19 protein-coding genes are annotated in these 23,668 nt (G+C 28.4%); 8 read left to right on the top strand and 11 right to left on the bottom strand.

Translation table 11 applies throughout. The features are described 5' to 3' along the window. Positions 1 to 181 precede the first annotated feature (181 nt). The 3 genes from BM119_RS03725 to BM119_RS03715 all read left to right on the top strand — a co-directional run bounded on the left by BM119_RS03725 (position 182) and on the right by BM119_RS03715 (position 4,397). A complete protein-coding gene (locus BM119_RS03725) occupies positions 182 to 718 on the top strand; it encodes a chromate transporter (protein ID WP_090039019.1) in 537 nt (178 codons plus the stop codon). Positions 719 to 720: 2 nt separating this feature from the next. Continuing rightward, on the top strand, positions 721 to 1,248 hold the full coding sequence (locus BM119_RS03720) for a chromate transporter (protein ID WP_090039018.1): 528 nt from the start codon (positions 721 to 723) through the stop codon (positions 1,246 to 1,248). Positions 1,249 to 1,790: 542 nt separating this feature from the next. Next, positions 1,791 to 4,397, top strand: a complete 2,607-nt coding sequence (locus BM119_RS03715) for a calcium-translocating P-type ATPase, PMCA-type (protein WP_090039016.1) — start codon at positions 1,791 to 1,793, stop codon at positions 4,395 to 4,397. A 177-nt stretch (positions 4,398 to 4,574) separates the two neighbouring features. Here BM119_RS03715 and BM119_RS03710 read toward each other — a convergent pair whose 3' ends face one another. After that, a complete protein-coding gene (locus tag BM119_RS03710) occupies positions 4,575 to 5,063 on the bottom strand; it encodes a GAF domain-containing protein (protein WP_090039015.1) in 489 nt (162 codons plus the stop codon). 273 nt (positions 5,064 to 5,336) lie between these two features. On the opposite strand from BM119_RS03710, the gene BM119_RS03705 reads away from it, so the two are divergent. After that, positions 5,337 to 5,651 carry an FHA domain-containing protein gene (locus BM119_RS03705; protein WP_090039013.1) on the top strand — a complete coding sequence of 105 codons (315 nt, stop codon included), beginning with the start codon at positions 5,337 to 5,339 and terminating at the stop codon, positions 5,649 to 5,651. Positions 5,652 to 5,702: 51 nt separating this feature from the next. Here the strand turns inward: BM119_RS03705 and BM119_RS03700 are convergent, their stop codons facing one another. After that, entirely contained in the window at positions 5,703 to 6,542 is an 840-nt protein-coding gene (locus BM119_RS03700) for a CvfB family protein (RefSeq protein WP_090039012.1), read from the bottom strand. Between the two features lie 18 nt (positions 6,543 to 6,560). Beyond that, the gene (locus BM119_RS03695) at positions 6,561 to 7,064 is read right to left on the bottom strand and encodes a gamma carbonic anhydrase family protein (protein ID WP_090039010.1); all 504 of its coding nucleotides are present in this window, start codon (positions 7,062 to 7,064) and stop codon (positions 6,561 to 6,563) included. A gap of 615 nt (positions 7,065 to 7,679) precedes the next feature. Between BM119_RS03695 and BM119_RS03690 the strand changes: the two genes are divergently transcribed. From BM119_RS03690 to BM119_RS03680, 3 genes are all read left to right on the top strand, one after another. Continuing rightward, the gene (locus BM119_RS03690) at positions 7,680 to 10,670 is read left to right on the top strand and encodes a vitamin B12-dependent ribonucleotide reductase (protein ID WP_090039008.1); all 2,991 of its coding nucleotides are present in this window, start codon (positions 7,680 to 7,682) and stop codon (positions 10,668 to 10,670) included. A 180-nt stretch (positions 10,671 to 10,850) separates the two neighbouring features. Then, positions 10,851 to 11,213, top strand: a complete 363-nt coding sequence (locus tag BM119_RS03685; protein ID WP_090039007.1) for a rhodanese-like domain-containing protein — start codon at positions 10,851 to 10,853, stop codon at positions 11,211 to 11,213. 126 nt (positions 11,214 to 11,339) lie between these two features. Next, the gene (locus BM119_RS03680) at positions 11,340 to 13,397 is read left to right on the top strand and encodes a methyl-accepting chemotaxis protein (protein ID WP_177199302.1); all 2,058 of its coding nucleotides are present in this window, start codon (positions 11,340 to 11,342) and stop codon (positions 13,395 to 13,397) included. Between the two features lie 66 nt (positions 13,398 to 13,463). Here BM119_RS03680 and BM119_RS03675 read toward each other — a convergent pair whose 3' ends face one another. From BM119_RS03675 to BM119_RS03655, 5 genes are all read right to left on the bottom strand, one after another. Further along, the gene (locus tag BM119_RS03675) at positions 13,464 to 14,285 is read right to left on the bottom strand and encodes an ABC transporter permease (protein WP_090039004.1); all 822 of its coding nucleotides are present in this window, start codon (positions 14,283 to 14,285) and stop codon (positions 13,464 to 13,466) included. Further along, complete coding sequence (locus tag BM119_RS03670) at positions 14,285 to 15,238, bottom strand: ABC transporter permease (protein WP_090039003.1); 954 nt, start codon at positions 15,236 to 15,238, stop codon at positions 14,285 to 14,287. Before BM119_RS03670 ends, BM119_RS03675 begins: the two co-directional genes overlap by 1 nt. Before the next feature lie 60 nt (positions 15,239 to 15,298). After that, entirely contained in the window at positions 15,299 to 16,867 is a 1,569-nt protein-coding gene (locus BM119_RS03665) for an ABC transporter substrate-binding protein (protein WP_090039001.1), read from the bottom strand. 519 nt (positions 16,868 to 17,386) lie between these two features. Beyond that, a complete protein-coding gene (locus tag BM119_RS03660) occupies positions 17,387 to 17,800 on the bottom strand; it encodes a hypothetical protein (protein ID WP_090039000.1) in 414 nt (137 codons plus the stop codon). Positions 17,801 to 17,965: 165 nt separating this feature from the next. Continuing rightward, the gene (locus BM119_RS03655) at positions 17,966 to 19,240 is read right to left on the bottom strand and encodes a dicarboxylate/amino acid:cation symporter (protein ID WP_090038998.1); all 1,275 of its coding nucleotides are present in this window, start codon (positions 19,238 to 19,240) and stop codon (positions 17,966 to 17,968) included. 588 nt (positions 19,241 to 19,828) lie between these two features. Between BM119_RS03655 and BM119_RS03650 the strand changes: the two genes are divergently transcribed. Next, complete coding sequence (locus BM119_RS03650; protein ID WP_090038997.1) at positions 19,829 to 20,470, top strand: PHP domain-containing protein; 642 nt, start codon at positions 19,829 to 19,831, stop codon at positions 20,468 to 20,470. Between the two features lie 234 nt (positions 20,471 to 20,704). Here BM119_RS03650 and BM119_RS03645 read toward each other — a convergent pair whose 3' ends face one another. The 3 genes from BM119_RS03645 to BM119_RS03635 all read right to left on the bottom strand — a co-directional run bounded on the left by BM119_RS03645 (position 20,705) and on the right by BM119_RS03635 (position 23,668). Continuing rightward, positions 20,705 to 21,568, bottom strand: a complete 864-nt coding sequence (locus tag BM119_RS03645; RefSeq protein WP_090038995.1) for a L,D-transpeptidase family protein — start codon at positions 21,566 to 21,568, stop codon at positions 20,705 to 20,707. Positions 21,569 to 21,838: 270 nt separating this feature from the next. Then, entirely contained in the window at positions 21,839 to 22,537 is a 699-nt protein-coding gene (locus BM119_RS03640; protein WP_090038993.1) for a hypothetical protein, read from the bottom strand. 177 nt (positions 22,538 to 22,714) lie between these two features. Next, positions 22,715 to 23,668: an ABC transporter ATP-binding protein gene (locus BM119_RS03635; RefSeq protein ID WP_090038992.1), complete on the bottom strand. Its 954-nt coding sequence runs from the start codon at positions 23,666 to 23,668 to the stop codon at positions 22,715 to 22,717.

The raw sequence follows: 23,668 nt of genomic DNA, 5'->3' as shown, positions 1-23,668 counted from the left end.
ATACCTGTACAATTTATATTAATACATATACATTAAATTTACAATACAACTTCCCCCCGTTTTTCTTAACTTATCAGGGCTTAATTTGAAAACTTAAATATCTGGGTTTATAATAAAAAGACGACTACATATAACAATTGATATCATATTTTGCTTATATTTTAATAAGGAGGTCTTACCTTTGAATAAAATTTTAACTATGTTTTTCAGTTTTTTTAAAATAGGTGCTTTTACTTTTGGTGGTGGATATGCAATGATACCTCTTATTGAAGAAGAAGTTGTAAACTCAAAAAAATGGGTTTCTAAAGAGGAATTTTCAGATCTTATAGCAATAAGTCAAAGTTTTCCTGGTGCACTTGCCGTTAATAGTTGTATTTTTATAGGATACAAGATTGGTGGGTTTATTGGTGCTATTTTTGCTCTTCTTGGAGTTGTTTTACCATCATTTTTTATAATACTTGTCATTGCAGTATTTTTTCTTAACTTTAGAAGTAATCTTATAGTAGATAAATGTTTTAAAGGCATAAATGCTGCTGTTCCTGTATTAGTTTTAATTGCCGTTCAAAGTCTTTCCAAGTCCATAGATAAAAAAAATTTAACTAATTGGATTATTCTCATACTAACGATTATCCTAATAGGAATATTTGATATACATCCAGTTATTATAATTATCTGTTCAGCATTATATGGTGCTATATTTCTTAGGAAGAAGGTGTAATCATTATGTTGCTTCTACAGATCTTTTTTACCTTTCTAAAAATAGGTATGTTTAGTTTTGGCGGTGGATATGCAATGCTACCAATGATAGAAAAAGAAATTGTAAATAACCATCAATGGATATCTTATAGTGATTTTATAGATATAATAGGAATCTCTCAAATGACTCCTGGTCCTATTGCTATAAATTCAGCCACATTTGTAGGGTTTAAAGTAGCAGGTATTTTAGGAAGTGTAGTGGCAACCTTAGGAGTTGTAACATTTTCCTTTGTTATAGTTTCCATTGCTACACACTATATAATTAAATTTAAAGATTCTGTTACTCTTAAATCTATGCTTAAAGGTATGAAACCAGCATTAATTGGACTTATTATTTGTGCATTTTTGTCTTTAGCAAAAGAGTCATTTGTAAATTTAAAATCTATACTAATTGGTATAGTAATAGCATTTATAAGCTTTAAAAGTAAAATACATCCTATTATTGTTATAGTAATAGCAGCTTTAATGGGTTTATTATTATTTAGTTTCTAGAAATTTCACTATATAATTAAATCAAATAAATATATCTTTTATGTTGACTAATTTATTCTAATATTGTATAATATTTACAAATGAACCATAAGCATAAGGGAGTAACTGGCAAGGTATTTACCTTGTTACAAAGTCAACAACCGGTGTATTCGCATCTGGCTTTGTATGAAATTGTAAGACTTATGTGTAATGTTTTTATACATTGCACCTAAGTCTTTTTTTATTACATCGATACAGTTATTTACTAATATATATAAGTTCTATCAATAAAATTTGTAAGTTACCTTGTTATGAATTACTAAAATCACAGTTTAAATTCAAATGAATAAACTTTTTTAGAACATATATATATTAAATAATAAAACTTTTAATCTATACTTTCCCTTATATATTAAAGTTTTATGGAGAAACTAATTTTGTAACTTTAAGCTATAGTTATAATTATTATTTATACTATATAAATTAATAACAAATATTTCTATATAGTAACCTAATAATTTTATTTATATTCTATTATCAAAATAATTTATAGGAGGTATATTATGTGGTTTAACAAATCATCTCAAGAGGTTTTGGATCATTTCCAAACCAACATTTCAAATGGACTAACCTCTGAAGAAGCAAAAAAACGTTTAGAAAAATATGGCGAAAATAAACTTGAAGCAAAAAAAGGGAAAACTATTGCTCAAATGTTTTTTGCCCAACTAAAGGACACAATGATTTATATTCTTTTAGGTGCAGCTGGAATTTCAGTCCTTATGAAGGATTACAATGAAGCTATTATAATACTATTAGTAATTATGCTAAATGCAGTTATTGGGGTTGCCCAAGAAGCAAAAGCTGAAAAAGCATTAGATGCATTAAAGAAACTATCCACCCCTAAAGCATTAATTGTTAGAGATGGATCTATTATAGAAATTCAATCAGAACATGTTGTTCCTGGTGACGTAGTTGTTATTGATGCTGGTAGGTACATCCCTGCTGATTTAAGGTTAGTTGAAAGTGCTAATCTTAAAATAGAGGAATCCGCCTTAACTGGTGAATCAGTGCCTTCAGATAAATCTAGTGATATTATAAATGAAAAAGATGTGCCTTTAGGTGATCAGAAAAATATGGCCTTTTCTTCTACTCTAGCTACTTATGGTAGAGGTGTGGGTATTGTTGTATCCACTGGTATGGATACTCAAATTGGTAAAATCGCTAAAATGATTGATGAAGCTGAAAATGAAATGACACCTCTTCAAAAAAAGTTAGAAGAAATCGGAAAATTGTTAGGTGTTGGAGCTTTAATAATTTGCGGAGTCATGTTTACTATATCTCTTATACAAGGAAGAGATATGTTTGAAATGTTACTTACAGCTATAAGTTTAGCTGTTGCAGCTATACCAGAAGGACTTCCTGCTGTTGTTGCTATAGTACTTGCTATGGGTGTACAAAAAATGATTAAGAAAAATGCTATAGTAAGAAAACTTCCTTCTGTAGAAACTTTAGGATCTGTTAACATTGTATGTTCTGACAAAACTGGTACATTAACTCAAAATAAAATGACAGTTATAAAATTTTATGCTAATTCATCTTTAAAAAATCTACAAGATTTAAATCATGAAGACCCTACTGAAAAACTACTTCTTGAAAATTTAGTTGCTTGTAATGATGCAACCTTTTCTCCAGAAAACTCTACTGGCGACCCTACAGAAATAGCACTTTTAGAAGCTGGAGTTAAATTCAATATAGTAAAAGATGAATTTCTAACTAATCATCAAAGAGTAAATGAACTACCTTTTGATTCTGATAGAAAACTTATGTCAACAGTAAATAAATATGATAATAAATTTAAAGTTTTTACAAAAGGTGCTATTGATAATATAATACGAATTTGTAATAGAGTCTATATAAACGGTGAAATAAAAACTCTTACTGATGAAATAAAAACTCTTATTATGGATGCTTCTAACAATATGTCTGATGACGCATTAAGAGTTTTAGGTTCCGCATTTAAAGAACTTGACTCTAATGACATTGCTCCTCAAGATTTAGAAAAAGATCTAATTCTTATAGGTATGGTTGGAATGATCGATCCCCCTAGATTAGAAGTTAAAGATTCAATTAAAACTTGTAAAAAAGCTGGAATAAAAACTATTATGATAACTGGTGATCACAAAAATACAGCTTTTGCCATTGCTAAAGAACTTGGAATTGCTGAAAATATAAAAGATACCATAACTGGTTCAGAGCTTGATAATCTTTCTGATAGTGAATTAAGTGAAGAAATCGATCATTTAAGAGTATTTGCAAGAGTTTCTCCTGAACACAAAGTTAAAATAGTTAAAGCTTTTAAAGCTAAAGGAAATGTTGTATCTATGACTGGAGATGGAGTTAATGATGCTCCATCATTAAAAACTGCAGATATTGGGGTTGCAATGGGTATAACCGGTACAGATGTGGCTAAAGGTGCATCTGATATGATATTAACAGATGACAATTTTTCTACTATTGTATCTGCCATAGAAGAAGGAAGAAATATATTTAATAACATTAAAAAATCTGTTATGTTCCTTCTTTCTTGTAATTTAGGTGAAATTTTCGCACTATTTGTTGCCATACTTCTTAATTGGGCTGCTCCATTAAAACCAATTCATATATTATGGGTTAATTTAATTACTGATAGTTTACCTGCCTTATCCCTTGGAGTTGATCCTGGTGATAAGAGCGTTATGAATGATAATCCAAGAGATCCTAAAGAAAACTTCTTAAAGCAGGGTGGAATTTCCCTTGTGCTAAACGGTGTCTTAATAGGTGTCCTTACATTATTTGCATTCCAATTTGGGCTTAAAAAATATGGTAATATAACTCATGCTCAAACTATGGCCTTTGTAGTTTTAAGTGTTTCCCAATTGGTACATTCTCTTAACATGAGACATACTGAAAAATCAATATTTCAAGTAGGATTATTTACAAATAAGTTCTTAATCTTCTCAATACTATTTGGTATATTTCTTCAAGATATAATAATAACAGTACCATTCCTTGCAAATACTTTTGGTGTTTTTGATTTAACAATGAAGGATTGGTTAGTTGTTAGTGGTTTATCTATTGTACCTTTAGTTATTAATGAAATAGCAAAAATCTTTATAAGATCAAAAAAATAAAAAATATCTACACTATTTTTCAAGTGATAGGTTGAGGTTGAAAATCACAAGTTTCCTTTAGAAATCTCATTAAGAAGATTTCATCCTTAACTTGTCACTTTCAACTTACAACTTGTCACTAATTTAAACTCTCTTTTCCTAACTTTTAGTGGTATTTTAGAACCAAATCTTAATTATCTAGTTTGAATAATATTTTTCAAGTTTATCTACTAACTTCACTAAATATTTCTCCTCCAGCTCAGTAAATCTACCTAAATGAGGACTATCTATATCTAATGCTCCTATTATTTTTGAGTTTTTCTTAAGTGGTATTACTATTTCCGAATTTGAAGCACTATCACAAGGGATATGACCTTCAAATTCATGAACATTTTCAACTACCATAACTTTATCTTCAGCAACACTTTTTCCACATACCCCCTTACCTATTTCTATTCTATTACATGCTGGCAATCCTTGAAATGGCCCTAAAACTAACTGTAAGTCTTTCACCAAATAAAATCCTACCCAGTTACATCCCTGAATGCATGCATTAATTATAGCTGATATGTTAGATAAATTTGCTATAAAATCCTTTTCTGAACTTAATTGCCCTTCTGTTAATATTAACATATATTTCAGTTTTTCTTCCTTTGAAAAGTTTTGTATAGATTTTAAATTAATCATTTTACACTCCCCCAATCTTGTACAAGTAACAAGTTAAAAGTTAAATTTAAAAACAAAATAAATTATTTATTGAGATTATACCCTATTAAATCAATATTTTGTATACTATATTTTTATCTACATTGCGTATACTAGTAATCAAGCATGTTTTTAGAATGTATATTTAAAGTAACTATTATTTATTTTCTTTAATATATAATATACTTAATCTCTATTTAATGGTAAAATATACTTATATTAAAAATTTGTTAATATTCTAAAGGAGTTTATATAATGAATACTTCTGGTTTACAGGAATTGCTTTTAAAAAATTTAAAAGATAATGAATTAATTGAAATCCCTGAAATAGGTGGAATAATAGGTCGAAATGGTGATATAGGTACTAACTATTTTTCTACAAACCCTTATATAAGCAGAAAACATATAAAAATATATTATCTTAGAGGAAGCTATGTTATAGAGGATCTTGGAAGTATAAATGGCACTAAACTTAACGGATTAAAGCTTTATCCTAATACATGTGTTCCCTTACATGGTGGAGATGTTATAAGTTTAGCCAATATGAATTTTGAAGTTAAATACAGGTAAATAAATAAAAGGAATGATAAACTGTGTTTACCATCCCTTTTTTATTATCTTTTATAAAAGCTTTGTTCCATTTTCATCTTGGGTTATTAATTTTTTCTTCATAAGACCGCCTAATGCAATCTTAAAATAATTTTTTGATGTATTAAAGTCTCTTCTAATATCATCAGCGGATGATTTATCATTATATGACATAACTCCACCATTTTCTTTTAAATAATTAAGAATTTTTTCTTGAATTAAATCTCTTTCTTCTAATTTTCGTTTTCTTGTTGTAAGTCCTATTCTATCATCTTCATAAAACTTCTTTACAGTAAGTTTTAGTTCTTCTCCCATATTAACATAAGTATAATACTCACTTTTTAAAACTATACCTCTGTATTTACCTTCTATTGCAACAAGGATGTTTCCACATTGCTGAATATCATATACTATACCATATGTATCATCACCTACTACATAATCAGTATTTGTTTCTAAAAAACCATCTATATCCGTAGTTGCTGCAATTCTATCTGTTTTATCTACATATAAGTAAAATAGATATTTCTCCCCTTTTTTAAGCTTATATTTTTGCTCTCTATGAGGCACAAAAACATCTCTCTCTAATCCAATATCTAAAAATGCTCCGAAAGTTGTTGTATCAACAACTTCTAAATATGAAACATCTCCAACCTTTGCATAAGGTGTCTTTAATGTTGCTATTAATCTATCCTTTGAATCTCTATATATGAAAGCTTCTACCTCATCATCTACATTTAATTCTCTCTCTAATGCACTTTTAGTAGGTAAAAGTATATCATCGTCACTTTTATTTCCATCAATAGTAAGATAGTATCCAAATTCAGCTGTTCTTGCTACCTTTAATATATTAAACTGTCCTATATTTATCATGAAATCTTCTCCTTCTTGTTACTTATAATCTTTCGATAAATCTACATATCCTTGAGCATGTTTTTTTAATCCATCTATTTCCTCTTCAGTAAGATTACGAATTACTTTTGCTGGAGAGCCTAAACATAACACACCTGAAGGTATTTTTTTGCCTTCTGTTACTAAAGAACCTGCTCCTATTATAGTATTGTTTCCTATATCAGCCCTATTTAATATTATTGCTCCCATACCTATAAGACAATTATCTCCAACAACACATCCGTGAACTATTGCATTATGTCCTACTGTAACATTTTCTCCTATTATTGTATCTATATTTTCTCCAGCTATATGGACTACTGAATTATCTTGTATGTTAGTGTTTTTCCCTATTTTTATAGCATTACCGTCTGCTCTTATAACAGTTCCAAACCATATATTAACATCCTCTTCTAATATAACATCTCCTATTATATCAGCAGTAGGTGCAATAAAACAACTTTCATGTATTTGTGGCTTTGTATTTTTAAAACCCATTATCATTATTACCACTCCTTAAAATATCTTTTTATCCTGCAGATTAAACTCCGAACATATTTTATTCTACAATATATTAACATATATAAGCTTATATTAACAGTAAATACTTGTTAAGATATACATTACATATAAATTGACCATATTATAATATACTTAACAAAAATATTTCTTTTTAGTCTTAATTTGATTTTTTTACACTTAATTATATTTAATCAAATATATGATTTACAGATTTTAATTTAAATTCTTATAATACTAAGAATTTTAGAGATATCTTAGGTTTTAAAAAATTAAATGCTTAAATGTGTCTAAAATTCACTTGCTATTCTTTATTGATTAACATCGTATAATAAAGTATAATATTATTTGTTATCCAATATGTTGTACATATAAAACCACTTGTACACCATATATTGTTTTGTATTATAATTTAACAAGTATTTATTATTAAGTGATTCTTAATTTCAGGTGAAGTTTATTTAAACCCAATACATTACTCCCTCTAAACTTAGAATCACTTATACCAATGGTATATCATTGAAGATGTTCTGTTTAAAAAGCATTATCAATGATCCCCATAGAGTAAATACTTTATAAAATTTCGGGGGTGCTTAATAATTGAATTCTATAAAAGATTTATTTAAAAGATATTATACAAAAGATTTAGAGCATGATAATTCTAAATCCGTATATGATTTATTCGAATGGAAAACCATAGATGTGATTCTCAAAAATCACAAAACCGGTAAAATATTAACTGAGATGAAAAACCTAGAATTTCCAGTTCATTATTCTCAAAATGCTTGTGATATCATAGCATCTAAATATTTTAGAAAAGCAGGTGTTCCTGGAAAACTAGGATATGAAACTAGTATGAAGCAAGTTGCCCATAGATTAGTTAATTTTTGGATGGAATCTCTAAAGGATGAAAATTTAATACATACAAAAGAAGAAGGAAAAATATTTTATGATGAAATGGTTTTTGCCTTACTAAACCAAATGTATGCTCCTAATTCTCCTCAATGGTTTAATACTGGATTAAATTTAAGTTATGGAATTAAAGGTTCAAGTCAAGAAAGTTATTACTTCAATGAAAAAGAAAATAAAGTTGTACCTTCCACTGATGCTTATACAAGAACTCAGGCTTCTGCATGTTTTATAGTGTCAATAGAAGATAAATTACTTGGAAAACATTCTATATCTGACCAGTATATAACTGAAACTAAACTTTTTAAAGGTGGTTCAGGAACAGGAACTAACTTTTCAACTTTAAGAGCTGAGGGTGAGAAATTATCTGGTGGTGGTATATCTTCTGGACTAATGAGCTTTTTAAAAGGCTTTGACAGAAATGCTGGAGCTATAAAATCTGGTGGTACTACCAGAAGAGCTGCTAAAATGGTTTGCCTTGATATAGATCATCCAGAAATAGAAGACTTTATTCTTTGGAAAGCTAAAGAAGAAGATAAGGTTCGTGCTTTAGCTAAAATGGGCTATGATGCTGATTTTGAAGGCGAAGCATATTCTACTGTTTCAGGTCAAAACTCAAATAACTCTTTAAGAATTTCTGATGAGTTCATGAAAAAAGTTGTTAATCTTAAAAATAATCCAGATGAGGTCTTAGAATTAAAGGGAAGAGTAGATTCCTCAGTAAACAGGTTAACTAGTGTTTCACATCTATGGAATATATTCAATGAAGCATCTCATAAATGTGCTGATCCAGCTCCTCAGTTTACTGATACATTTAATGCATGGCATACATGCCCTGCTGGAGAAGATGGAAACATAAATGCTCATTATAATAAATTAAATTCAACTAACCCATGCGGTGAGTATGCGTTTTTAGATAATACATCTTGTAACCTTAGTTCTATAAATATATATAAGTTTTATAATGAAGATAAAAAAGTTTTTGATATTGATGGATATCTACACATTATAGGATTAAACCAGCTTATGTTAGAAGCCTCTATAAATTGGGGACAATTCCCAACTGAAGATATAGCAAGAAGAACTTACTTATTTAGAACTACAGGACTTGGTATATCTAATATAGCGTCTTTATTTATGTCTATGGGTATTCCTTATGACTCAGAAGAAGCACGAAATCTTGCAAGCTCACTAATAGGAACCTTGACTGGTTACTCTTATTATGTCTCTTCTCTAATGTCAAAAGAAATAGGATCATTTAAAACCTATGATTTAAATAAGAACTATATGTTAAGAGTAATAAGAAATCACTCAAGAGTTGCTGGAGCTATTAATTCTAACTTTGAAAACTTATCTTACTCACCTATTAAAGTTAATCATAATGTATTAAAAAGTATGAATTGCAATGAATTAAGTAATACCTTAATAAAAGTATGGAATTTAGCATTAAATTCTGGTGAAGAGTTTGGATTTAGAAATGCACAAGTTTCTGTCATTGCCCCTACTGGAACTATATCATTTGCAATGGATTGTGCCTCTACATCTATTGAACCGTTTTTCAGTCATATAGTATATAAAAAGCTTTCTGGTGGTGGATACATGACATTAACCAATCCGATGATAGAAAAGGCTTTAACTGTACTTGGATATACTTACACGGAAATAAAAGATATTCTAGACTATATTATGAGAAAAGAAAAAGTACAATCTGATGGTTTTCAGTATGATAAAATACTTGATGGTAAAATTGAAGGTGCTCCTCACCTAAAAGATGAACACTTAAGTATTTTTGATACAGCAAACATATGTGGCACTGGTATTAGGTATATATCCCCAATGGGTCACGTTAAAATGGTTGCATGTATAACTCCACTAATATCCGGAGCAATCTCTAAAACTGTAAATCTTCCAAACACAGCCACTGTTGAAAACTTTAAAAATATAGTAATAGATTCTTGGAGACTTGGAGTAAAAGGTATTTCACTTTATAGAGATGGATCTAAACATAGTCAACCTTTAAATAATTCACTTGATAATGCTAAAACTACTAATTTAGAAGACTTGACTTATTCTTCTCTTCTTAAAACCGCAAAAAATATGCAAAACTCCTTAAATACTTCAAAGCGTGAAAGATTAACTGGTATAAGATATGGTAATACTCATCCAGCTCAAATAGAAGATGTTAAAATATATACCACTGTAAATAGAAACCATAGAAATGAAATATCTGAAATATATATAACAACAGATAGAGAAGGTACAATAATTACTGGACTTTTAAATTCACTTTCAAAATCAATATCTGTAATGTTACAATATCACGTTCCACCAAAGGATATTTCTGATATGCTTAGAGGACAAAAATATGAACCTTACGGTTTTGTACAAAAACACCCATATATAAAATATGTTTCTTCAATATCAGATCTTATAAGTAAAGTCATTGATATTGAATTAGGAGATTTTTCAAGGTGTCAAATTAAACCTGATTCTTCACATATGCTTAATAATAGCACTCCTGTCCTTATATCTGAAGAAGCATCTATAACAGAAGAAAATGAAGCACCTAAAGGTGAACGAGTTTATGGTAGTACTTGTTCAACATGTGACTCTACTAGAATGGTAAAAAACGGAACTTGCATGGTATGCCTTGATTGTGGTTCAACTACAGGTTGCTCTTAAAATCAATATACACTAAAATTCATCTAACCCAAAAAGTGAGGGTTAAGCAACGTAAATTAGCTGTTCAGCAAATAGTTTACTAATGCTTACCCCTCACCTTTCTTTAGAAATTTTCCCTCTAATGTATACAATTTCTTAAAGTGTACATATTATATTAAGAGTGATATGAGGAGGATACCTATGTTTTTCTCAAGTATAAGAAATAATTTAATAAATAATAAATCAACAAACATCTCCGGAGATGAAGCTTATGAATTAATAAGCAATAATTCCAATATATTGATTCTTGATATTAGGAATTTTGATGAGTTCTCATATGGTCATATACCTAAGGCTAAAAACATTCCAGCTTCTGAGCTTATGTATAGAATAAATGAAATTAAAGATTATTCAAGTTTACCTGTAATAGTATATTGTGCTTCTGGTAATAGAAGTTCTATAGCTGTTAATATTTTATTGAAAAACAATTTCACAAATATATTTAACCTATATAGAGGGTTAAAGGATTGGAAATACCAAATCGAATATACAGCTGGTTTTTAAAACCTAGCTGTATTTTTTTTAACAATATAAGCTATTATTACAAATTTATAAAATATATTACATTTTTTTATATTTTGTTGTAAAATAGATATGTTAAAGACATTTACTAAAGAGGGGGATATAAACATGTCTATTGCAAAAAAAATTACTTTATCTATAGCATCTTGTTGTATAATACTTGCTGTTTTACTCAGTTCTGTAAGTTTATACAAAACCACATCTATGGTCAGCGATAAATCTTCAAAATTAATTGAAAAAACTATAACTGAAGAAGGAGAAGAATTTGAAGATTGTCTTAGTAGTGCTTCCTCTAGTATTGATATATTAGAAGAAACTATTAAGAGTTCTATAGATTTATCAAAAACTCATGATGATGCTTATATGAATAATCTAGTGGAAAGCCTTAAGCCTTCTGTAAACGGTATTGCTAAAAGCAACGAGAATATTTTTAATTTTTTAGTACTATTTGATACATCTATAAATCCAAATCACCACTCTATATGGATTAATGATCCAAATACTGATGGTAATTTTGTAGAAGTAGATGCATCTGTAAGATATACTTTAGATCCTAGTAACCAAAAACAAAGCTGGTATTTTGAGTGTATTAAAAACAAACAATCTGTATGGATGACACCTTATACCGATGAAACAACAGGCAAACCTGTTGTGACATATTATAAACCTATATATAAAGACAATGCCTTATTAGGTGTTTTAATGATAGACATTCTATTAGATAAAGTTCAAAATAGAATTCTAAATAATAAACCCCTAGCAAATGGTAGCTTTGCCCTTGTTGACAATGATTTAAACATAGTTATACATAAAGATTTAAAAGGAAATCTCTCAGATTTAGATTCAAAATCTTTAGGCAACTTAAAAGATACTGTATCAAATAATAAGCAAGGTTATGTTGAATATAATAATAAAAAGAATTTATTATACTACTATAAGCTTAGTAGTAATTGGTCTTTAGTTGCTCTTGAAAATTATAATGATATTTTTCAGGATGTAAGAAAAACTTCTATTTTCTTATTATTAATAGCCATAGTTTTGGTTTCTATTGCCTGTTTTATTGGAGTATATGTTTCAAAAAGCATAACTAAAAACCTAAAAAAGGTGGTAACTCTTATACATTCAACCTCAGAACTTGATTTAAACTATTATAAAGAATTTGAAGATTTAACAAACAATAAAGATGAGACAGGAGATATAGCTCGTTCTGTTATGCATTTAAGAGTTAACCTAAGAGATATTGTTTCAAGCATTAAGAAAAGTTCTTCTGAAACATTAAATTCATCTACTACACTTAATGAATCTAATAAAGAAATGCTTGATAGTATACAAGCTGTTTCAGCTACTATGGAACAATTATCAGCTGGAGTTCAGCAAAACACCGTAGATACTGAATCTGCCTCTTCCAAGCTTATATCTTTGGGTGACAAAATCACCTCTGTTGTTACTCTTAGTAATGATGTAACTAAAAAATCTATAGCTGTAAAAGATGACACAGATAACTGCTTTGAATCTTTAGAAGATTTAAGTTCCAAAATGGATGTTAACTCTAATATAACTATTAGTATAATAAATAAAGTAGACTCATTAAATGAGAAATCTCAATTTATATCTTCAATACTTACAACCATACAAACAATAGCAACCCAAACTAATCTTTTAGCATTAAATGCTGCTATTGAAGCTGCAAGAGCTGGTGAACATGGTAAAGGTTTTTCAGTTGTTGCTGATGAAATAAGAAAACTTTCTGAACAAACAACTGATTCTGCAAAAGAAATAGATAATCTTCTAGGTGAAATAAAGTTGGAAGTTGAATCTACTAAGGAAGGTATGGACACCATGACTAGCTCATCCAATGACGTAACTTCCTCTGTCGTTACATTAAAAGGCTCTATTAAAAATATAGATGATTCCTTTGCTTTAGTTTCAGATAATTTAAATACCTTAATGACAGAAATAAATTATATAAACAAATATAAAAATGATGTTATAAACAACATAGAAGGAATTTCAGCAACATCTCAAGAATTTGCTGCTTCAAGTGAAGAGATTTCTGCCTCTCTCGACCAGGGGATTAATGAAATGAATAATATTGTATCTATAACAGATACCTTAAAAGAACTCGTTAATAACCTTGAAGATTTATCTAGTAAATTTAAAATATAGAAAAAAGGAGTTCCTTATAGAACTCCTTTATTTTGTATAAAATTCACCTTCATTTAGAGAACTCGATTACCTTGCTTGTAATGTATCTCTTAAAAAATCTCCTAATAAATTAAAGCTTAGAACTGTTAAAAGTATTAATAGTCCTGGAAAAATTGCTAAAGTTGGAACATCCATCATATATCCTTGGGCATTTTGCAACATACTTCCCCATGATGCATTTGGAGCTTGTACACCTAATCCTAAAAAGCTTAAAGATGATTCCATTAATATGGCTCCTGCCACATTTATACTTGCTGAAACTATTACACTGGGTAATACATTTGGTATAATGTGTCTAAGTATTATTTTCGTGGTTGGTATTCCTTGAGCTATGGCACAAGTTACATATTCTCTTTCCTTTACAGATAATGTTTCGCTTCTTACTATACGAGCAAGTCCCATCCAACTAAATAAAGCAATAATTATTATTATTGTTGTTATTCCTGGTTTTAAATAAACATTTAAGGTAAGAATTAAAAAGAAACTTGGTATGCTCATAAGTATATCAATAGTTCTCATTATAAGATTATCTACCCATCCTCCTATATATCCGCAAGTAGTTCCCACAATAGTACCTATTACACTAGATATTATCATAGAAGAAAGACCAACTAGTAATGAAACTCTTCCTCCAAATAAAGCCCTTGTAAAATAATCTCTTCCCATATCATCAGTGCCAAATATATGAGTTAAATTTGGTTTTTGTAGTTTATTTGCTATATCTATACTATTGGGATCATATGGAGATAAAAATGCTAATAGGCTTATTACACATAAAAATATAATTATAAATAAACTTATCTTTGCCAATGTATTTTTCTTAAATCTTTTTTTTAATCTTTCAAACATTAAGACACCACCTTAATTCTAGGATCAACCACTCCACATAAGATATCTGAAAGTAGATTCCCTATTATAAGTAATAAGGATGAAACCATAGTTATTGCCATTATAAGAGGGTAGTCAAAACTAAAGACAGCTTGCACTCCCAATCTTCCCATACCTGGCCAACCAAAGACAGTTTCTGTTATAAATGCTCCAGTTACTAAATCTGGCAAAGACATACCAAGCATTGTTATTACAGGAAGTAAAGCATTTTTCAAAATATGTTTTGTAAATATCACCTTAGTTGATAACCCTTTCCCCTTTGCCGTTCTTACATAATCTTCGTTCATCTGAATTATAGTATTACTCCTTATATATCTAGATATAATTGACATATTTCCATAACTTAAAACCATAGCAGGCATTATGGTGTGTTTTAAAACATCTAAGATTGAATCCTCTACCCCTACTGTATGCATACCTACACTTGGTAAAAGTCTTAATTGCACTGAAAATATAACAATAAGTACCATTGCAAACCAAAATGAAGGTATGGAAATTCCTATATATGTAACTACTGATATAACTTTATCTATAATCTTATCGTGGTAAAATGCACTTATAAGCCCAAGAACTACTCCTAATATAAGAGAAATTATTAATGATATACCCATAAGCAATAATGTTGCAGGTATTCTCTCCCCTATTTGTTCATAAACAGGTCTAAAATTTATAAGAGAATATCCTAGGTCTCCTTTTAATATTTGAGAAAGCCATGCTCCATATTGAATATATAAAGGTCTATTAAGCCCTAAGTTTTCCTTTATCCTTTTAATTTCTTCATATTTCATATCAGGCCTTATATATGATTGAGCTGGATCTCCTGGTGCCATTCTCATTATTGTAAATGAAATTATAGATATAACTATAAGCATAGGAATTGTTTGTAATATCCTTTTTAAAATATATCTTGCCATTTTTATTCCCCTTTTATCAAAAAAGGAACGGAGATTTTCCCCCGCTCCTCTGATTTAATTCTATTCTGTAAAATATAATTTAGATAAATCTCTAAACATATATATTGGCGCTGGTCTAGCTTCCTCTGTTCCTCCGATTTTTTTATCAACACCTACCATTGATTTTGGATAAACCATTGGATATAGTGGCAATTCATCAGCCATCCTTTGTTGTAATTCTTTATATATAGCTTCTCTTTTAATTTTATCTGTTTCTAAATTTGCTTTTGCCCATAATGGATCTAACTCTTTATTACTATAATTAGACACATTGTTTCCATCGTTAGTAATAAAAATTGATTTATATGAATCAGGTTCTGATCCCATAACATATCCATTTAGCGCTAAATCAAAATCATTATTTTCATTCATACTGTATAATTTTTGAATGAAAGCATTTAGTTCCATAGGTATAAGCTCAATATTTATTCCAATATCCTTTAATTTTTGTTGAATTACTAATACCTCTGCTTCTTCATCTTTAATTCCATTTACATAAGCAAGTCTTAATTTCAAATCCTTTTCTCCAGATTTTGTCATAAGTTCTTTTGCCTTATCTAGATTATACCCATATTTTTCTACATCATCTGTGTAGTATTGAGTATCTGGTGTAAATACTGAAGATGCTGTGTCTGCAAATTCAGTAGAAATATTTCCAGCTTTCAATAACTCATCTTTATTTAAAGCATAGGCCATTGCTTTTCTAACTTCAGGTTTAGCCACTGATTTATTGTTAAAATTAAACACTATATAATTAAGCATACCTTCACTATAAGTTACAATATTAGTTTTTTCTTTAAATTTTTCAACATCTTGAGCTTTTAAGTATTTAGCTGAAATCTCCCCATTAAGTAAAGCTGTATTTGAAGCATTTGCATCTGGTATTACTCTAAATACTACAGAATCTATGTGTGGTTTACCATCCACATAATCATCAAATTTTTCTAAAGTAACACTTTCACCTTTTTTAGCTTCCTTAAATTTATAAGGACCACTTCCTACTGGTTTTTCATTTTTGTTACTCTTTGCAATATCTTCTTCTCCCTCAAATACATGTTTTGGAATAGGTCTTATTCCTTCTAAAACTCCTTCAAACGCCATTGACACCTTTTGAAGCTTAAATTCTATAGTTTGATCATCGACTTTTTTATATTCAACCTTCTTATCATCTATGAAATAATCAGGTCTTGACATACAATTTTGTTTTTCATCTGTAATTTTATCCACAGTAAAAACTATATCATCTGCAGTTATTAAAGTACCATCATGCCACTTTAAATCTTTTTTAAGTTTTATTGTATATGTTAAGTAATCATCTGACACCTTAAAATCCTCTGCTAAATAATACTTTATTTTACCATTTACTTTTTCAAATAATGGTGCATATAAAGAATTATTAATTGTCATTGTAACTCTATCATTGCCATACATAGGATTCAAAACATTAGGATCCCCACCTGCTGCTAAAATCAAAGTTCCCCCTTCTTTTATGTTTGAAGTCTTTTGTCCACTATCTTTTGCTCCACCACAAGCTGTCAGTGCAACTAATGACACTGCCAAAAATAGTGACATAATTTTTTTGCCTTTCATTATATTATCCCCCTCACTTATTTTAATTCCTCTAACAACTTCAAATCATAACATATAATTTGACAATGATTCTAATACATTTTTTCTATAGTTATACATTTTTATATCATAAATACTAATAATGTACATATTTTCTTATTTTATTCAACTTTAAATCATTAAACAATTGGATAATTGTAATCAATATACTTTTAAAATACACTTAAATTAGATACATTTTAATTTTTTCAACTCATAATCTCATCCTTAGCTAAATTTAATATATATAACATGTGTAACTTAAAATAGAGAGATAAACAAAACTATTTGCTTATCTCTCTATTTTAAGTCAATAAATTTATGCCCTATCACACTGCGTATAAATTGAAAGTTAAGAATTGACACTTATAACATCCATCCCTTTTCATTTAAAACTTCATTCAACTTATAGTCACTTTAAAAATATATTCTTCTAATCTAGCTAAGTACTATATTTCTTTTAAGAAACCAACACTTGAAGTTAAAAATCACATTATACTTTTAATTTAATATTGAACTAATCTTATTAAATATTACTTCTTTATTTACAGATTTTTTATTAACATCCAATGTAACCTTATAAATTTTAGGACATCCACACTTTCTCCAATTTTTCATATAACTTGGGGTAACCTCTTGTATATAATAATAATGTTCATCATATTCATCAGAATATTCTATGTAACTAAGTAGTGAGCTTTTTTCTATAACTACTTCTTCATTATTTATATTGTTAACTATTGGTATAAGAAATTTTAAAGGAATTATATAATTATATTTTCTTCCACCCTTTATCTCCTGACCTTCAAATAAAACTCTCCTAATTATCGGATTATTTACTTCTTCTTTGTTTACTATTCCAACTTTTAATATAATGCCATTTTTCTTTTCTCTCTCCAATTTTAACCTTATCATTTTTACCACCTTTAATTCTACATTAAATTACATGTTTGTATTCTATTTCTATTATACCTTTAAAATTCACCATGTTACACCCCTCATAAATAAAAAAATAAAGATATATATTTTTTACAATACATATCTTTATTTTACACTTAGGATTACTTTATTTTAAATCTACTAACATAAAACTTCTTTTACTTCTTCATTATAGTAAACGTCTCTATTTAGTTCACCCTCTGAATTTGCTATTATCATAGTACACACAGCATCCCCTGTTATATTAGTTGTAGTTCTAAACATATCTATTATCCTATCTACACTTAAAACTAAAGCTATTCCCTCTATTGGAAGCCCTACTTGTTGAACTACCATTGTAAGCATGACTATTCCTGCTCCAGGAACCCCAGCAGTACCTATGGATGAAAGTGTTGCTGTTAAAATAATCATAAGCTGTTGTTGTATTGTTAAATCAATTCCAAAAATCTGAGCTATAAACATAGCTGCTACCCCTTGCATAATTGCTGTTCCATCCATGTTTATGGTAGCACCTAATGGTATGGTAAAAGATGTTATCTTATCTGATACACCTAACTTTTCTTTACAAGTCTCTATATTTATAGGTATTGTTGCATTACTACTAGATGTACTAAATGCTAATAACATAACAGAATAAAACTTTTTGAAAAACACCTTAGGACTTAATCCAGATAAGATCTTTAATGCCCCTCCATATACTAATAAAATATGTATTGTCAGTCCAATTATAACTACAACTGTATATTTTATCAATGAAAGTAACACTGAAACCCCTTGAGTCATTATAACTTGACTCATTAAAGCAAAAACTCCTATAGGTGCAAAATTCATAACCATTAATATTATTTTAAGAAAAATCTCATTTAAATTGTCTATAAAAGTAATTACACCTTTTGCTTTTTCTCCTACTAATGTTGCTGCAACTCCAAATATCATTGCAAAAACTATAATTTGTAGCATATCACCCTTAACTAAAGACTCTATTGGGTTTACTGATATACTTTGAGTAAATATATCCATTATAAATGGAGCACTAGTATCTTTAACCTCTGAAGCAGTTGATACTATATTAGTTATATCTACTCCAACTCCTGGCTTTAATAAATTTCCTAAAATTACAGCTATAGTTAAAGCTATAGCTGTTGTACCTATGTAGAATCCTAATGTTTTCCCACCTATTCTTCCTAGTTTTTTTATATCTCCAATACTTGCAGTACCAACTATTAAAGAACATAAAACAAGTGGAACTACAACCATTTTTATTGCTCTTAAAAACATGTCTCCTAGTGGTTTTAATACCCACTTAATAGCTTCATCATTTACAGCTTTTGGGATAAATAAATTAAATATAAGACCTGTTATTATTCCTAAAATTAAAGCTACAATTATTTTTAAAGTTTTACTGTTTTTTTTCATCTCTTTATTCTCCTTTATGCATAATTTCTTATGTGAAAAATTCATTTGAATTCATTATTTTATTCTACATCTTCTATTATCCATATTTTTTTACATTTTTCAATACCTTTTTGAAATTTTAACTTTGTTTTTCTTGCATTTTTTACATTTTTGTTTTTTTATGAATCTATTTCTTTCACTTTTTATTATTTAGTGATTGATTTACTTTCTTAATTTTTAATGTTCAAAAGCTTTCAAAATACCTTTATACCATGGATACCCTTTCTACTACTCATACTTTTTATTAAAGATAATAACTTCTCAACAACTTTATAGTATGAAGTTGTTATAATCATAACTTTCAGCTTGTAACCTATCACTTTTAAAATATATCATTATAATCTTTAGCTAGAATAAGTATTTTTTAAGTGAATTACATGTAACGTTAATAATCATTTGGTATAGCTATATGATTTTACTATTACTATTATCAATAGTACTTCAAGAACCTATTTTATTTAAAAATATTTAGAGGATTTCCATACTAACTGTTAAATATATAAAAGTATATTTAACTACAAATTAATTATTTATTCGGAGGAAAGTTACATGATTATTGATACTCATGTTCATGAAAATAAGTATTCTAAAGATAGTTTTATATCTTTAGATGAAATTACATTAAGAGCTAATGAACTTGGTTTACATGGAGTTTGCATAACTGATCATGAATCTAATGATCTTAGGCGTGATATAGGATCTTCTTTTTATAGAAATGAAACTTTAGTTATAGTAGGTGCAGAATTTTTAACATTTGAAGGCGATATATTGGTATTTGGATTAGAAACTCTTCCAAGCAAAAAAATTCCTGCTAAAGAACTTCTAAATCTTGTAAAAGAAAATAATGGAGTTGCTGTATCTGCCCATCCATATAGAAACAATAATAGAGGGCTAGGTGACAATATTGGAGCATTAAAGGATCTATTACATGGGGTTGAATGCTTTAATGGAAGTACATTCCCTCATGCTAACTTACTAGCCTATTCAAAGTCAACTGAGATGAATTTAGGGTGTTTAGGGGCCAGTGATTCTCATGTAATAGAAAAGTTAGGTACCTATGCTACTAACTTTAGAAGTAATATACGTGATGAGAAGGATTTTATAGAAGCTATAAAAAGCAAAGTTTATTGCCCTGTTATAAGAAAAAATACAGGATTTGAAAATATAAATATTTATAATACTTTAACATAGTAAACTATCTATATAATACTTAGTTTTTAAATTCCTGAATTTCATGACTTTTATTCTATGATACATATAAGTTCTAATTAATAAAATTCATAATTCACTAATTTGCATTGTCATGAATTACTAAAATCACAGTTTAAAATCAAATAGATAAACTTTTTGGAACCTATATAATTCTAAATTACTTAACCAAAAAAGCAATGATCATAAATTTATTATAATCATTGCTTTTTTTGCTTAATTTACAAAGACTGTTGTGGCAAACTCCATGTTATCTTGTACCCATTTTGCATTTTCTATGGACAGTCTTACACATCCTTGAGATACTTTCACTCCAAGACGGCTATCCAGTACATTATCATTGTTATCTAATGGTACACTATGGAATAAATAATTCCCAGAAAATTGAGTAAAATATTTACATCTGACATTGCCCTTTACTTTAAAATATAATCCCTTTTCATCTACGTAAAAGGTTCCTTTTTTGGTTGGAGTACTATCATTTCCTACTGTACAAGGCATATCTTTTATAAGACTCCAATTATTATTCTCCCCAGAAAATACATAAGTATGTTGATTTTTAGTATTTACCCACATTAAATAATTAGTTGGACTTGTTAAGTTCATTGTGTTAATAATTTTTTCTGAACTTCTATCCTGGGGCTTTTCTGAAACTTCCACCTCCTGAGGCTTGTACATAGTTTCTTCTGTTGGCTCTAAGGACAGCTTGTATAAAGTTTCTTCTCCAGCAGTTCCATCTACAGGAAGGCTATTCCTTTTTTGAAAAATTTTTATAGCCCAAGATGTTGAATATTCAAATACTCCATCCTCAGATACCTTGTATCCAAATCGCCTTAATTTTTCCTGAAGTTCTTTAATATCATCTCCTGTATCTCCCAATTTGTGAATTCTAGGCTTTTCTGGTTCCTTAACTTCTAAATCGTTTTCCTGTAGCTTCTCATCAGAATTTGTTTCATTAGTTTTTTCATCACTTGTTAAAATATTATTTTGGGTTACTGAACGATAATTAAAAAAATTATAACCCGCAAATACAATAGTTAAAAATAAAATTAAACTTAAAATTCCAATTGATTTTTTCATATATCTTCTTCCTTATATTTATTTTCAGGCATTACCCCTATATATTTTTAATATACTACATTTTTATTATATTTCAATTTTTAACTAATGTGCGTTACAAATTTGTCATTATTTTTTCATTTTTATAAATTTTAACTATTATTCATATTTTTTTAATCAAATTTACATTTAAAGGCTTTTATATTTTTTTATATTTGTATATTGCTATTATTTTTTTATAAAAATTAGAAAGTAGTTTTAAAGAACTACACCCTAATCTCAACAACTTTATTAAGCTCCTTTTCGCTCATATTCATAATGAGCTCTATTTTTTCTTAAAATAGTTTCTTTTTCCTTAAACATTTCATATTCATTCCATAAATTTTCTTCAAAATAGGATGGTTCCAATTTATTTGCAATGAAATTACCTTCTATTTTTTTATCATCATGTACATAGTAAAATAAATGATTCCATGATGCCACTTTAAATTTAGGGTTTTGTTCAATATCGCCTTCTAAAACAACCTTTTTATGTTTTACTGAAAATGCATAGGGATCATAGTTCTCTGGTGTTTCAAATGTAATTCTATCTACTTTACCTTTGTTATCCAGCTTAATTTCTATAACTTCAATATCACCTTTTCCGTACATAAACTTCTGAACACTTAATCCTCCAGTGTATAAATATCTATTTAAAAATGGTTTTATTCCTTTTGTCTTATTCACTTCTCTATTCCATAAAAAATGATATGCAAAATAAGTATTACCTTCTTTATCTTTTGCTGCTCTATAATACAAATTAGTAGCTTGCCCATATTCATTAGTGGTCAAAACTATAGGGGCGTACTTTTTTGCAATTTCATCATCGCGAATCGCAAAAAAATCTTTAACCTCATTGCTGAAATGCTTTGTTGGTATTCTTAAGACTATAAATAAAATTACAATTATTGATATTAAAACTACAATTATTATTTTAAAACCCCTTTTCACTCATTAAATCCTCCTAAATCAATTGAAAATTTCTATAGTCTACATATATAAATATGATTTCTACCAAATTTTATGTGTTTCTCATATAATTAAACTTCTATTTAAAAAACCATTATCCTTTTAATCATGATAATTTGAAATTAAATTTAGTTGGATTTTAGTTAAAAATAACTTACTTCAACTAAAATTCTCCTCATAAGTAAAGCTTACGAATACTTCTTCTTTAATATGAAATTTCTCTCTATATGTATTCTGAACTTTAACATCTAAGATCCTTTCCCCTACTCTAACCTTATACATGGTATAAGATCCAATAAATATACTATCCTCTATTACCCCTTTGTTTTCGCCAATACTCTTACTTAAAATTATATTTTCTGGTCTAATAAAACTTTTAATTTGATTTTTTTCTTTTTTTAAATTAGCACTTCCCATAAAGTCTAAAACAAATGGATTAGAAGGTTTATTGTATATTTCCTCTGGTGTTCCTATTTGTTCCACTTTTCCTTTATTCATTATTGCTATTTTATCACCTAATGCTAATGCTTCTTCCTGATCGTGAGTTACAAAAATCATTGTTATATTAAATTTTTTCTGAAGTTGTCTTATTTCATTTCTCATCTTAATCCTTAGTTTTGTATCTAAATTACTTAAAGGTTCATCTAAAAGTAATATTTTAGGGCTTACAATCAAGGCTCTAGCTAGTGCAACTCTTTGTTGTTGTCCACCACTTAAACTTTGGATTTTTCTGTGTCCAAATCCCTCTAAGCCTACTATATTTAAATATTCTTCTCCTATTTTAAGAGCATCTTTTTTACTATACCCCTTAAATTTTAAACCATATATTACATTATCTATTACAGTAAAATGTGGAAATAATGCATATGATTGAAAAACTGTAGATACTGGTCTATTTTCTGGTTGGAGATTAGTCATTTTTTCATTATCAATTATTACTTCTCCACTAGTACCTTGTAAAAATCCTCCTATAATTTTCAGTGCTGTAGTTTTCCCACAACCAGATGGACCTAGAAGACATAAAATTTCACCTCTATTTATGCCTAGTGTTAAATTATCTAATACTATATTATTACCAAACTTTTTTGTTAAATTATTTAATTGAAGATACAT

This window comes from Clostridium frigidicarnis (genome assembly GCF_900111985.1).
GTDB lineage: Bacteria > Bacillota > Clostridia > Clostridiales > Clostridiaceae > Clostridium_Z > Clostridium_Z frigidicarnis.
The sequence above is the reverse complement of the archived record's forward strand: the minus strand, read 5'-3'. Positions and strand labels throughout refer to the sequence as shown.

Excerpts from the sequence above, each read along its gene's own strand:
- BM119_RS03715 (WP_090039016.1), top strand. The coding sequence starts at position 1,791 with ATGTGGTTTAACAAATCATCTCAAGAGGTTTTGGATCATTTCCAAACC.
- BM119_RS03710 (WP_090039015.1), bottom strand. The coding sequence starts at position 5,063 with ATGATTAATTTAAAATCTATACAAAACTTTTCAAAGGAAGAAAAACTG.
- BM119_RS03705 (WP_090039013.1), top strand. The coding sequence starts at position 5,337 with ATGAATACTTCTGGTTTACAGGAATTGCTTTTAAAAAATTTAAAAGAT.
- BM119_RS03700 (WP_090039012.1), bottom strand. The coding sequence starts at position 6,542 with ATGATAAATATAGGACAGTTTAATATATTAAAGGTAGCAAGAACAGCT.
- BM119_RS03695 (WP_090039010.1), bottom strand. The coding sequence starts at position 7,064 with ATGATAATGGGTTTTAAAAATACAAAGCCACAAATACATGAAAGTTGT.
- BM119_RS03685 (WP_090039007.1), top strand. The coding sequence starts at position 10,851 with ATGTTTTTCTCAAGTATAAGAAATAATTTAATAAATAATAAATCAACA.
- BM119_RS03680 (WP_177199302.1), top strand. The coding sequence starts at position 11,340 with ATGTCTATTGCAAAAAAAATTACTTTATCTATAGCATCTTGTTGTATA.
- BM119_RS03675 (WP_090039004.1), bottom strand. The coding sequence starts at position 14,285 with ATGTTTGAAAGATTAAAAAAAAGATTTAAGAAAAATACATTGGCAAAG.
- BM119_RS03670 (WP_090039003.1), bottom strand. The coding sequence starts at position 15,238 with ATGGCAAGATATATTTTAAAAAGGATATTACAAACAATTCCTATGCTT.
- BM119_RS03665 (WP_090039001.1), bottom strand. The coding sequence starts at position 16,867 with ATGAAAGGCAAAAAAATTATGTCACTATTTTTGGCAGTGTCATTAGTT.
- BM119_RS03660 (WP_090039000.1), bottom strand. The coding sequence starts at position 17,800 with ATGATAAGGTTAAAATTGGAGAGAGAAAAGAAAAATGGCATTATATTA.
- BM119_RS03655 (WP_090038998.1), bottom strand. The coding sequence starts at position 19,240 with ATGAAAAAAAACAGTAAAACTTTAAAAATAATTGTAGCTTTAATTTTA.
- BM119_RS03650 (WP_090038997.1), top strand. The coding sequence starts at position 19,829 with ATGATTATTGATACTCATGTTCATGAAAATAAGTATTCTAAAGATAGT.
- BM119_RS03645 (WP_090038995.1), bottom strand. The coding sequence starts at position 21,568 with ATGAAAAAATCAATTGGAATTTTAAGTTTAATTTTATTTTTAACTATT.
- BM119_RS03635 (WP_090038992.1), bottom strand. The coding sequence starts at position 23,668 with ATGTATCTTCAATTAAATAATTTAACAAAAAAGTTTGGTAATAATATA.